General features: G+C 73.6%; 9 protein-coding genes. 8 read left to right on the forward strand and 1 reads right to left on the reverse strand.

Translation table 11 applies throughout. From position 1 onward, the window contains the following. The first annotated feature begins 79 nt into the window (after positions 1-79). Positions 80-1,342 carry a nucleotide sugar dehydrogenase gene (locus O7626_RS15930; protein ID WP_278061947.1) on the forward strand — a complete coding sequence of 421 codons (1,263 nt, stop codon included), beginning with the start codon at positions 80-82 and terminating at the stop codon, positions 1,340-1,342. 109 nt (positions 1,343-1,451) lie between these two features. Here the strand turns inward: O7626_RS15930 and O7626_RS15935 are convergent, their stop codons facing one another. Further along, complete coding sequence (locus O7626_RS15935; protein WP_278061948.1) at positions 1,452-2,630, reverse strand: glycosyltransferase; 1,179 nt, start codon at positions 2,628-2,630, stop codon at positions 1,452-1,454. Positions 2,631-2,793: 163 nt separating this feature from the next. Between O7626_RS15935 and O7626_RS15940 the strand changes: the two genes are divergently transcribed. The 7 genes from O7626_RS15940 (at position 2,794) to O7626_RS15970 (ending at position 12,907) form a co-directional block, all read left to right on the forward strand. Beyond that, positions 2,794-3,870, forward strand: a complete 1,077-nt coding sequence (locus tag O7626_RS15940; RefSeq protein ID WP_278061949.1) for an amidohydrolase family protein — start codon at positions 2,794-2,796, stop codon at positions 3,868-3,870. A 193-nt stretch (positions 3,871-4,063) separates the two neighbouring features. Continuing rightward, entirely contained in the window at positions 4,064-4,270 is a 207-nt protein-coding gene (locus O7626_RS15945; RefSeq protein ID WP_278061950.1) for a hypothetical protein, read from the forward strand. 394 nt (positions 4,271-4,664) lie between these two features. Beyond that, positions 4,665-7,496, forward strand: a complete 2,832-nt coding sequence (gene lanKC / locus O7626_RS15950; RefSeq protein WP_278061951.1) for a class III lanthionine synthetase LanKC — start codon at positions 4,665-4,667, stop codon at positions 7,494-7,496. A gap of 16 nt (positions 7,497-7,512) precedes the next feature. Next, positions 7,513-7,641: a SapB/AmfS family lanthipeptide gene (locus O7626_RS15955; protein WP_278061952.1), complete on the forward strand. Its 129-nt coding sequence runs from the start codon at positions 7,513-7,515 to the stop codon at positions 7,639-7,641. A 77-nt stretch (positions 7,642-7,718) separates the two neighbouring features. Beyond that, a complete protein-coding gene (locus O7626_RS15960) occupies positions 7,719-9,578 on the forward strand; it encodes an ABC transporter ATP-binding protein (RefSeq protein ID WP_278061953.1) in 1,860 nt (619 codons plus the stop codon). Positions 9,579-9,591: 13 nt separating this feature from the next. Next, positions 9,592-11,418 carry an ABC transporter ATP-binding protein gene (locus tag O7626_RS15965; protein ID WP_278061954.1) on the forward strand — a complete coding sequence of 609 codons (1,827 nt, stop codon included), beginning with the start codon at positions 9,592-9,594 and terminating at the stop codon, positions 11,416-11,418. 10 nt (positions 11,419-11,428) lie between these two features. Continuing rightward, a complete protein-coding gene (locus O7626_RS15970) occupies positions 11,429-12,907 on the forward strand; it encodes a carbamoyltransferase C-terminal domain-containing protein (protein ID WP_278061955.1) in 1,479 nt (492 codons plus the stop codon). The last annotated feature ends 50 nt before the right edge of the window (positions 12,908-12,957 follow it).

A 12,957-nucleotide genomic window follows, 5' to 3' on the forward strand; every position in this document is an offset into this window, starting at 1 on the left:
CCTTTATCCAGTTTCGACTGTGATCAACGATAAATGCTCCTAAGGTGTGCACCGTCGTCAAAGTACGGTGGGAGCCCGCATGAGCAGGGAAAAGCTAGTTGTGGTCGGCCAGGGGTACGTCGGCCTGCCGCTCGCGATGGCCGCGGTGGAGTCCGGTCTGGACGTCGTCGGGCTCGACCTCGACACTGACCGGATAAAGCGGCTCGGCAGCGGGGAGTCCTTCGTCGAGGACATCTCCGACCAGCGCCTCGGTGCCGCGCTCGCCACCGGCCGTTACCTGCCGACAAGTGACTACGCCGACGCCCGGGACTTCGACGTCTGCGTGATCAGCGTGCCGACACCACTGCGGGACGGCGTACCGGACCTCAGCTACGTGGAGCAGGCCGGTTCGGCGCTCGCCCCGTACGTCAGGCCGGGCTGCACCGTGATCCTGGAGTCGACCACCTATCCCGGCACCACCGAGGAACTGCTCCGGCCACTGCTGGAATCCGGCAGCGGACTGCACAGCCCGGAGGACTTCCACCTCGGCTACAGCCCCGAACGGATCGACCCCGGCAACCCCGTCTGGAGGCTGGAGAACACCCCGAAGGTGGTCTCCGGGATGGGACCGGCCGCCCTGGACCGGGTCGACTCGTTCTACCGCCGGATCGTGCGGCAGACCGTACCCGTCGACTCGACCCGGGTCGCCGAGCTCACCAAGCTGATCGAGAACACGTTCCGCCAGGTCAACGTGGCGCTCGTCAACGAACTGGCGACCTTCAGCCACCAGCTCGACATCGACATCTGGCAGGCCATCGACGCGGCGGCGACCAAGCCCTTCGGGTTCATGTCCTTCCGGCCGGGCCCCGGCATCGGCGGGCACTGCCTGCCGATCGACCCGTGCTACCTCTCCTGGCAGGTGAAACGCCGGCTCGGCCGGCAGTTCCGGTTCGTCGAGCTGGCCAGCGACATCAACCACGCCATGCCGGAGTACGTGGCTCAGCGGGTGATGGCCGGGCTGAGCAGCCGGGGCCGGGCACTGCGCGGGGCAAGGTTGCTGATGATCGGGCTCGCGTACAAGAAGAACACCGGTGACCTGCGGGACTCCCCGGCGATCGACCTGGCCGCCCGGCTGCACGCGCTCGGCGCCCGGATCAGGGCGGTGGAGCCGCACGCCGATCCGCGACACGTACCGACCGAGTTGTCGGTCGTCGAGTTGACCGAGTACGAGGTCCGGGCCGCCGACGCGGTGGTGGTGGTCACGGACCACGACGGGCTCGACTACGACATGATCATCAGAACCGCCCGGTACGTCTTCGACAGCCGCGACCGCTGCCGTGGCCCGGTGGTCGAACGCCTCTGACGCCCCGCCCGGGGCGCGCACCGCGCACCGCGCGTCGTCGACGGCGACCGGCTACCCGACGTCGACGACCACGGGCTGCACGGCGTCAACGGGCCCGGGCCACCCGACGTCAACGGGCCCGGGCCACGGCGCCGACGGGCTCGGCGTGTTCCGCCGGCCAGCAGCACCGGGCCGTCGCGAGCTGGTGGTAGAGGTCCCGGGTGGCGGCCACCAGCCTGGGCGTGCCGAACGCCTCCCTGGTCTCGGCCTGCGCGGTCCGGCCCATCCGGCGCCGCAACCCGTCGTCGGCCAGCAGGAGCAACACCGCGCGAACCAGCCCGTCGACGTCCCGCCGCTCGCAGAGCAGCCCGGTGCGGCCGTTCCGGACCACCTCGGCCGTGCCGCCGACGTCGGTGGCCACCACCGGCCGGCCGGCGTGACCGGCCTCGACAAGCGTCAGCGGCGTACCCTCGTGATCCGAGGTCTGCACCACCAGGTCGGCTGCGGCATAGACCGTCTCCAGGTCCGACCGCCAGGGCAGGAAGGTCACCGGAAGCCGGCTGGCGGCGGCCGTACGGACCGTCTCGGCCAACCGGTCGCCCTCGCCGCAGACCACGATCCGGGTCTCCGGGCGGGTATGCCGGACCGCCTGGGCCACCCGGAGAAACCGTTCCGGCCGTTTGACCGTGCTGAGCGGGCCGACGTACGCCACCACCGGCCCGTCACCGGGCAGCCCGAGGATTTGCCGGGCGTGCTCCGGTTCGGGCAGCGGAGACAGGCTCGCCGCCGGTGGCATCACCGTGTACTGGTCGGGTCGGCCGATCGAGGCGGCCAGGAGTTCGTCGCGTACCCGGGCACCGACCGCGACCAGGGCGTGGCTGGTCCGGGCCAGCGTCCGTTCGGCAGCCGCGACCGCCCGGCCGGCGCCGGCCAGCGGGTGTGTGTGGAAGCTGTGCACCCGGATCGGCACCCGGCAGGCGGCTGCGGCGACCCGACCCAGCGCACCCGCCCGCAGATCGTGGCTGTGCAGCAGGTCCGGCTGGAACTGCCGGATCTCCGCGATCAGCGCGGCCAGCGCCCGGAGGTTGTCGGCCGGCCGGACCGGTCGCCGGAGCGCGGGCAGCACCCGGACGGGTACGTCGGTGGCCCGCAACCGGCGGTAGTCGCTGGTGCCCGGCTCGACCGGGCCCGTGTACAGCCGCTGTTCGAAGCGGTCCGGGTCCAACCCCCGCATGAGCGCACCGACCTGCGGCGCGGCCTCGCCCACAGCCATTCGGGAGATGATCCGCAGCACCCGAAGCGGTCGCATGACCAGACCTTTCGCGCGTCGGGACGCGTCCGATCCGATGACCGGTCGCGCCGGAATCCGCCTTTTGATCCCGTTATACGCCTATCCGTCCGGGTCGGCCGATGATCGGAGAAATTAGGAGGGTCGAGAGTGGGAGGGTAGGGTGCCGAGCCATGGCGGCGCGATGCGTGACCGGCCCGGGTGCCGGTCGGGCGCGGTGAGCGTACTCCGGGTCCGTGGACGGGCCCTCCCCGACGGCGAGTGGATCGACCTGTACGCCGACGGCGACCGCTGGACCACCGATCCGGTGGGTGGCGCGGACCTGGTCGCCGAGGGCTGGTTGCTGCCCGGCCTGGTCGACGCACACACCCACCCCGGTGCCGAGGCGCCCGGCCAGGCGCTCGACGAGGAACTTCTCCGGCACGACCTGGGTCTGCACGCCGCGCAGGGTGTGACCCTGATCCGCGCCCCGGGTCTGGCCGCCGAGCCACCGCCCTGGTTCGGCATCGACCCCGAGCTGCCGCGTGCGTTCCACGCCGGACCGTGGATCGCCCAGCCCGGACAGTTCTTCGCGGACTGGGGCCGGCGGGCGTCGCACGACGACCTGCCGGGTGTCGCCGCCGCGCAGGCCGCCCGGACCGGCTGGGCCAAGGTGATCGCCGACTGGCTCCCGGGCGACGACCCGCTGCCGGTGGAGGTGCTCCGGGCGGTGGTGACCGCGGTGCACGCCGTCGGCGGCCGGGTCGCGGTGCACAGCCAGCACGCCCAGGGCGGTGCGGCGGCGGTGGCGGCCGGTGTCGACTCCGTAGAGCACGGCATGCACCTGGACCCGGCCCTGTTGCACCGGATGGCCGACCAGGGCATCGCGCTGACACCGACACTGGCGGTGATCGCCGGCATACCGCAGCGGCTGCGCGACGACACCGACGCCCCGCGCCGACGCTGGGCCCTCGGCGGTGCCGCCGCACACGGACCGCTGGCGGCGGCCGCCGCCGAGGCCGGGGTGACGCTGCTGGCCGGCACCGACTCCCGGCCGCACGGACGGGTCGCCGACGAGGTGCGCGCGCTGGTGGCCGCCGGCGTACGCCCGCACGTGGCGCTCGGCGCCGCGTCCTGGACCGCCCGGGCCTACCTCGGGCTGCCGGGTCTGGTGCCGGGCGCCCCCGCCGACGTCGTCGTCTACCCGGACGACCCGCGCGAGGATCTCGACCTGCTGGACCGGCCCAGCAGGGTGGTGCTGCGCGGACGGGTCGTCCGGTAGCGACCGGCACCACGGACCCGCACCGGGCCGACCCGGCCGAGGGTGCCCGGCGGGGGAGCGCGGCCGTGGCGTTTGCGCGGGTTCGGGCGGTGGGTATCAGGTCGCCAACACCCCGGCGCGCCGGGGCCGGCGGGTCGACATCGCCGGCCGCGCGCGCCGGGTCGATCCGCATTCCACCCCCGAGGAGGCTCTCATGCGTTTCGGATCGATAGGCGGCGTCATCGTACTGCTATGGCTGATCATCGGCGCGATCGCCGCCGGGCAGCGCGGCTACTTCGACCGCAGCAACGACAACTGCGCCGAGGTCGGCACCACCCTCGTGACGGTGGTCGCCGGACCGCTGAACTACGTCGGACTGAACCCCGAGATCGAGTGCGACGTGCCCGAGCCGTCGCAGTAACCGATCGGCGACACCGCGCCGGGCCGACCCGAGTCGGCCCGGCGCGTCGCGTTCCGGGGCCTTCGGGCCGGGACAGTCCGAGCCGATCGGTCAGCCGGATCTCGCTGTCCAGCCGGTCCCCCGGGACGGGTCCTCCGCGCATGATGGCAGCGGCGAGCCGCGGCTTGGCGGACGTACCGGAACAGACGTCGCCAACGCGCGTTGATTCGTATATCCGGATTTAGCAATATAGATGATTCCCATCCGCTCACGGGTACTGACATTTGTCATGAGTACCCGTGCATGACGCACCGCGAGGAATGACTTAACACACTAGTAACACCTCGGATGCGACCGGGAGACTCGAATGTGTCGATGAAGCATCGGTCGACCAGAGACCATCCGAGGAGTCGCAATGGACGAGAGGTACGACGCGTACTGCGCGGTCGATCCGCTGTTCTACGACTCCCTCGGCACGACCTCCGCCACCGCCTCCGGCGGGTTCGCGGCTGCCGGCCGACCCGTGCCGGCCGGCTGGCAGCGCGAGCCCAAGGACGACTGGCTGGTCTACGGCCCGGTCGACGGCAAGCTGCCCCAGCAGGGCTGGAAAATTCACGTCTCGGCCTGCCTGGACAACGCCGACCGGATCCTGGACGACGTCTTCGACTACTGCGTACCCCGGGGAATGTCGTTCAAGTTCCTCCGTGGCCCGCGGATGCTGCTGATGCGCAACTCGAAGTACGCCCGGCGCGGCTCCAGCGGCAAGTTCGTCACCATCTATCCCCGGGACGAGGCCGAACTCGAACTGGCCTGCAAGGAACTCGCCGAGCGACTCGACGGCGAGTCCGGCCCGTACATCCTCAGCGACCTGCGCTACGGCACCGGCCCACTCTACGTCCGGTACGGCGGATTCGCCGCCCGGTACTGCGTCAGCGCCGACGGCCAGGTGGTGCCCGCCGTCGAGGACGGCACCGGCACCCTGGTACCGGACCGGCGCGACCCGGTCTTCCACGTACCGGACTGGGTGAGCCTGCCGGAGTTCCTCGGCCCGCACCTCGCCGCCCGGAACGCGACCACCACAAGCGACCTGCCGTACCGGATCGAACGGGTGATCCACTTCTCCAACGGCGGCGGCCTGTACGTCGGCCGGGACACCCGCACCGACACCCAGGTGGTGCTGAAGGAGGCCCGCCCGCACGCCGGGCTGGACGCCAACGGCACCGACGCGATGACCCGGCTGCACCGCGAGGCGGAGATGCTGCGCCGGCTCGCCGACGTGCCAGGCATCGCCCGGGTGCACGACGAGTTCGTCCTCGGCGAGCACCACTTCCTCGCCCTGGAGTTCGTCGAGGGACGGGCGCTGAACAAGCTGGTCGTCGAGCGCTACCCGCTGGTCGACGCCGACGCCACCCCGGCCGAGCTGGCCGACTACACGGAGTGGGCGCTGCGGATCCACGCCCAGGTGGAGCGGACCGTACGCGCGATCGCCGCACACGGCATCGTCTACGGCGACCTGCACCTGTTCAACATCATGGTCGGGCCGGACGACCGGGTCACCCTCGTCGACTTCGAGGTCGCCGCGCCGGTCGCCGAGGCGGGCCGACCCGCCCTGCGCAACCAGGCGTTCGCCGCCCCGCGCGACCGGACCGGGCTCGCCGTCGACCGGTACGCCCTGGCCTGCCTCCGCCTCGCCCTGTTCCTGCCGCTGACCCAGATGGTCCGGCTGGCCCCGGCAAAGGCCGGGCACCTCGCCGACGTCGTCGCCGCGCACTTCCCGGTGCCACGCGACTTCCTGGACGCGGCGGTCGCCGAGATCACCGGCAGTACCGCCCGCCCCGGCGACCGACCGGCCCAGCGCGCCGACGCGGAGACAGCAGCCCGACCCGAGCACCCGGCGCGGGCCGGTACGAGCCACCAGGTACCCGGGGCCGACGACTTCGCCACCGGCCGTTCGGCCTGGCCACGGCTGCGCGACCGGATCGCCGGCGCGATCCTGGCCAGTGCCACACCGGAGCGCGACGACCGGCTCTTCCCCGGCGACATCGAGCAGTTCCGCACCGACGGCCTGAACCTCGGTTACGGCGTGGCCGGAGTGCTGTACGCCCTGCACGCCGCCGGCGCCGGCCGGCACCCGGAGCACGAGGACTGGCTGGTGAAGCGGGCCCTGCACCCGACCTCCGGCACCCGCTGCGGCTTCTACGACGGCCTGCACGGGGTGGCGTACGCCCTGGAGCACCTCGGCCGGCGGCAGGACGCGCTCGACGTACTCGACATCTGCCTCGGAGAGCCCTGGGAAGAACTCGGCGAGGACCTGGTGAGTGGGCTCTCCGGCATAGCGCTCAACCTCGCCGAGATGGCCGGCCGGACCGGCGAACCGACGTTGCGGCAGGCTGCCTGGCGCGCCGCCGAACTGGTCGCCGACCGGTCGACCGACGGCGCCGGTGCGCCGGCCGGAGGCGACACCGCCGGCAGCACCGGCGCCGGAGTGCCGCAGGTCAGCGGCGGCCAGCACCCGTACGCGGGACTGACCCGCGGACGCAGCGGCCCGGCCCTGATGTTCCTCCGGCTCTACGAGTGCGGCGGAGACACCGAACTGCTGGACCGGGCCGGCGACGCACTCCGGGCCGACCTGCGCCGCTGCGTACTGCGCCCGGACGGTGCGCTGGAGGTCAACGAGGGCTGGCGGACCATGCCCTACCTGGCGCACGGTAGTGTCGGCATCGGAGCGGTGCTCGACCAGTATCTCCGGCACCGACCGGACCCGGAACTCGCCGAATCCGCCGCCGCCATCCGGCGGGCCGCCCGCGCCCCGTTCTACGCACAGTCCGGACTCTTCGCCGGGCGGGCCGGCATCATCGCCTACCTCGCCGCACGGACGGCCCAGCAGAGCCGGCCAGATCATGCCGAACTGGACGGCGCTGAGCAGCACCACGCTGAGCAGCACCACGCTGAGCAGGACCACGCTGAGCAGGACCGGGCCGAACTGGACCGCCAGGTGCGGCGGCTGGCCTGGCACGCGCTGCCGTACCGGGGCTTCCTCGCCTTCCCCGGCGAGCAACTGCTCCGGCTGTCGACGGACCTGGCCACCGGGAGCGCGGGCGTACTGCTCGGCACCGCGGCGGCCTGGCACGACGAGCCGGTGACACTGCCCTTCCTCGCGCCGCTTACCGGCGCGACCAGACTCCCTTCGCTGCCGCGAGGGGCACACCCTTCGCTGCGGCGAGGGGCACATCGGACCGACATCTAGGAGGAGGTGAACACACATGGCGCTTCTGGACCTTCAGGGGATGGAGCTGACCGACCGCACCGGTGGTGGCGGCGGTGGCGGCGGTAGCCGCGCGAGCCTGCTGCTGTGCGGCGACAGCTCGCTGTCCGTGACGACCTGCGACTGATCAGGTCAGCATCGGGGCCCTGGGTGGGCAGACGTCCCCACCCAGGGCAACCCCGTGTCCGAAGGAGGGTGGTACGCGTGGCCGCCGACCGGAACCGACCGCCCGGAGCAGACGGGAACCGGCTGTTCCGGCAGGCTGTCGCGTACGGCGGCGGTTGGACCGTCACCCTCGCTGCCGCCGCGCTGCTCGGCGCGGCGGCCGAACTGCTGTTGCCGGCCGCCCTCGGGCTGGCCGTGGACGCCGCGCTCGGCGGGGCGGACCGGTGGTGGCCGCTCGCCGCCTGCGGCCTGGTCCTGCTGATCGTCGCCACCGACACGCTGGGCAACCTGGCCGGCGGCGCCGGTACCGCCCGGACCACCGCCCGGCTGCGGCACCGACTGCTGGGTCACGTGCTCGCGCTCGACCCGCGCCGCGCCGCCCGCTATCCGGTGGGCGACCTGGTCGGCCGGCTGGCCGGGCAGGCCGCCGACACCGGGCAGGCCGGCGCCACGGTCGTGACCGGAGTGGCCGCCGCACTTCCCCCGCTGGGCAGCGTCGTCGCGCTGCTGCTGCTCGACTGGCGCCTCGCCGTCACCTTCGGCGCCGGGCTGCTGGTGCTCGCCGTCGGCCTGCGCGCCTTCGTCGCCGACGCCTCGACGGCCGCCGCCGGCTACCTCGGGGCGCAGGGCCGGATCGCCGGGCGGCTCGCCGAGGCGCTGCACGGTGCCCGTACGATCGCCGCCGCCGGGACCGTCCGGGCCGAGATCGACCGGGTACTGGCACCGCTGCCGCTGCTGCGCGCACACGGTACCGGCACCTGGGCCGCACTGGCCAGGGCCTCGGGTCGGACTGCCACGGTGGCCCCGCTGCTGCAACTGGCGATCGTCGCCGTCGGCGGCTGGTCGGTGGCCGACGGGCGGCTCACTCCCGGCCAGCTCTTCGCCGCGATGCAGTACGCCGCGCTCGGCGCCGGCCTCGGCAGCATCGTCGCCACGCTCAACCGGCTGGTCCGGACCCGGGCCGGAGCGCGCCGGGTCGCCGCCGTACTGGCCGAACCGCCCCGGTCGTACGGGACGGCGCCGCTGCCTCCGGGCAACGGTCGGCTGGTCCTGGCCGGGGTGAGCGTCTACGCCGACGACGGCCGGCCGGTGCTGGACGGGATCGAGCTGCGGGTGCCGCCCGGCGCCACGATCGCCGTCGTCGGCCCGTCCGGGGCCGGCAAGTCGACCCTGGCCGCGCTCGCCGGCCGGCTCCGCGACCCGGATGCCGGCGAGGTGCTGCTGGACGGGACGCCGCTGCGCCGGCTGAGCCGCGCCGCCCTGCACCACGCGGTCGGGTACGGCTTCGAGCGGCCGGTGCTGATCGGCGACACGATCGCGGAGGCGGTCACGCTGGGGCGGTCGGAACCCGGGCAGCCCGGGACCGGACAGGCGAGTACCAGGCAACCCGAGAGTGGGCAGGCGAATACCGGGCAGCCCGAGGATGGGCAGCCGGAGACGGCGCAGGTCGCCGGGGTGGTCCGGGCCGCCGCGATCGAGGAGTTCGTGCAGCGGCTGCCGGACGGCTACCACAGCCGGCTCGACGCGACGCCGATGTCCGGGGGTGAGGCGCAGCGCCTCGGCCTGGCCCGGGCGCTGCACGCCGATCGGTTGCTGGTCCTCGACGACGCGACGTCCAGCCTGGACACCGCGACCGAGCACCGGATCGCGGCGGCGGTCGCCGCGCACCCGGATCGACGTACCCGACTGGTCGTGACCCACCGGGTGACCACCGCCGCCGCCGCCGACCTGGTCGCCTGGCTGGACGGCGGCCGGTTGCGTGACCTCGGCCCGCATCGGGAGCTGTGGCGGGACGCGGACTACCGGGCGGTCTTCGCGGCCTCGGACCCACCCGCGACGGAACCGGCGGAACCGGCGCCCACGGCGGAACCGGCGGTCACGGTCAGGGTGGTCCGGTGAACGGGGTGGTCCGGTGAACGGGGTGGTCCGGTTCAGCGTCGCCGCGCTGCGTCGTCGGGCGGGTCCGCTCGGCCGGCTCGCCGGTTGGTCGATCGCCGAGGCGTTGCCGGTCCTGCTCGCCGGTTACCTGACCGCCCGGGCCGTCGACGACGGGTTCCTGGCCGGCCGGCCGGGCACCGGGCTGGCCTGGCTGGGCGTACTGGCCGTCGCGGTGCTGATCGGTGCGGTCGGCACCAACCGGGCGTACGCCCGGCTCGGCGACGTGGTCGAGCCGTTCCGGGACGAGTTGGCGCAGCGGGTGGTCGCCGGGGCGCTGTACCGGTCGACCTCCACCGGGGCCCGGCCGGAGACCGCAGCGGTGGCCCGGCTGACCCATCAGGTGGAGATCGTCCGGGACACCTTCGCCGGACTGGTGATGGTGGTCCGGGGTTTCCTGTTCAGCGCCGGGGCGGCCCTGATCGGCCTGAACTCGCTGGACCCGCTGGTCGCGGGCGTGGTGGCGGTACCGCTGGTCGCCGGGCTGGCACTCTTCGCCGCCGCCCTGCCGGCGATGGTGTCGCGGCAGCGTGACTACGTGCACGCCGACGAGCGACTCGGTGAGGCGGCCGGGGCGGCGTTCACCGGGCACCGGGACGTGGTGGCCTGCGGCGCGCAGCGGTTCGTCGCCGAGCGGGTGGGCCGGCAGGTGGACCGGCAGGCCGACGCCGAGCACGCGCTGGCCCGGATGGCCGCGCTGCGCAGCCTCAGTCTGGCGGTCGGCGGCTGGCTGCCGCTGGCGGTACTGCTGCTGGCCGCACCCTGGCTGGTCCGGCGCGGCCTCACCGCCGGTGCGGTGCTCGGCGCCCTGGTGTACGTCGCCACCGGTCTCCAGCCCGCCCTGCACGCCCTGGTGCAGGGGGTCGCCGGCGGCGGACTCCGGTTCGCGGTGACCCTGCACCGCATCCTCGCCGCCACCGCACCCCCGACCCCCGCACCCTCAGCCGCACCCGGCGGCACACCCCCGGGGTACGCCAGCACCGCGCTACCGACCGGATCCGGCAGGGCGCTTCCGACCGGACCCGCCGCGACGGCCCGGATCGACACCTGTCGGGGTCCCGCCCCGGTCCGGGCCGAACTGCGCGGGGTGACCTTCCGATACGGCCCGCGCGCCCGCCCGGTCCTCGACGGCTTCGACCTCACCCTCGCCGACGGGGCGCACCTGGCGGTGGTGGGGCCGAGCGGTGCCGGCAAGTCCACCCTGGCCGGGTTGCTCGCCGGGCTGCTCCACCCGCAGGCCGGCACGGTGCTGCTCGGCGGGACACCGGTCGGTGCCGCCGACCCCGCGACCCTGGCCCGGCACCGGGTACTCATCCCGCAGGAGGCGTACGTCTTCACCGGCAGCCTGCTGGACAACCTGCGCTACCTCCATCCCGACGCGCCGGACGACCGGGTGGACGAGGCGGTGCACCGGCTCGGCCTACTGCCGCTGGTACGCCGCCTCGGCGGGCTCTCCGCGACGCTGGACCCCGGCACGCTCTCCGCCGGTGAACGGCAACTGGTCGCGGCGGCACGCGCCTACCTCTCCCCCGCCCCGCTGGCGGTCCTGGACGAGGCGACCTGTCACCTGGACCCGGTGGCCGAGGCGACGGTCGAGGAGGCGTTCGGCAGTCGACCGGGTGCGCTGGTGGTGGTCGCCCACCGGATCAGCTCCGCGCTGCGCGCCCGGCACGTGCTGATCCTGAACGGCGGTCGCCCGTTGCACGGCCGGCACGACGAGCTGCTGACCCGCTCGGCGACCTACCGGGAGCTGGTCGGGCACTGGCAGGGCCGGCCGGTTTCCGCCGAGGCGCCCGCTATATAGGGTTGCCTCGATGGCAGCCACCCACGTACTCGGTCTCAGCGCGCTGTCGCACGACGCGTCGGCGTGTGTGGTCCGGGGCGACGAGATCCTCTTCGCCGGCCACGCCGAGCGGTACTCGCGCCGCAAGAACGACCCGGACCTCGCCCCCGGCCTGCTGGCCGAGGCGCTCTCCTGGGGTCGTCCCGACCTGGTCGCCTGGTACGAGCGTCCGCTGCGCAAGAAGCTCCGACACGTACGCGCCGGGCAGTTCCGGCACGCCGTCGCCGTCGACGACCTGCCCCGCCGGCACCTGGCCCGGCTCGGCCTGCCGGAGCTGCGCGGCGTCCCGGTCCGGTACGTCGGGCACCACCACTCGCACGCCGCCGCCGGGTACTTCACCAGCGGCGAGCGGCATACGGCGGTGCTCACCGCCGACGCGATCGGCGAGTTCGAGACGCTGACCCTGGGCGAGTTCCGGGACGGCGTCTACCGGGTCTTCGCCCGCTGCCGCTATCCGCACAGCCTCGGCCTGCTCTACAGCGCCTTCACCCGGCGCTGCGGGTTCAGCCCGAACGAGGAGGAGTTCATCGTGATGGGGCTGGCGGCGCTCGGCCGGCCCCGGTACGTCAGGCAGCTCAAGGCGGATCTGATCGAGTTGACCCCGCCCACCTTCCGGCTGCGCCGCAACGTGCACCGGGGTATCGGCGACTGGCAGCCCCGGGCCGATCTGGCGGACCTGGCCGCGAGCATCCAGGTGGTGACCGAGGAGGTACTGCTCACGGCGGCGCGCTGGCTGCGTGCCCGGGTCGATGCCGGGACGCTTACCGTGATGGGCGGACTGGGTCTCAACTGCGTCGCCAACGAGTTGCTCGCCCGGCACAGCGGCTTCGACCGGGTCACCCTGTTGCCGAACCCCGGGGACGCCGGGTCGAGCCTCGGCGCGGCGGCGGCGGTGCTGCGGCACCAGCTGAACTGGGCCGGGCCGTACCTGGGCACCCTGATCGGCGGTGACTATCCGGTCGCCGCCCTGGCCGAGGCGCTGGCCGCCGGGGCGGTGGTCGGGGTGGCGCGGGGTCGTGCCGAGTTCGGTCCCCGGGCGCTGGGCAACCGCTCGCTGCTGGCCGATCCACGTGCCGCCGACAGCCGGGACCGGGTGAACCAGGTGAAGGGGCGGGAGCCGTTCCGCCCGTTCGCCCCGGTGGTCCGGCAGGAGCTGGCCGGACGGTACTTCGAGATGCCGGTCGACGCGTCGCCGTACATGCAGTTCACCGCCCGCTGCCGGGATCCACGGGCCTTTCCCGGCATCGTGCACGTGGACGGGACGTCCAGGGTGCAGACCGTGACCCGGGCCCAGCACCCCGGCCTCTACGACCTGCTCGGCGAGTACGAACGGCGGACCGGCTGCCCGATCCTGCTGAACACGAGCCTGAACCTGAAGGGTGAACCGCTGGTCAACGACGTGTCGGACGCCCGGCGGTTCAGCACCCGGACCGGGGTACCCGTGCTGTGATCCGGACTCGGGCGTCGTAGGGCGGGTCGGTGCGGTGCCGGTGGGTCGGG

The sequence above is a fragment of the Micromonospora sp. WMMD1102 genome (assembly GCF_029626265.1).
Taxonomy (GTDB): domain Bacteria; phylum Actinomycetota; class Actinomycetes; order Mycobacteriales; family Micromonosporaceae; genus Plantactinospora.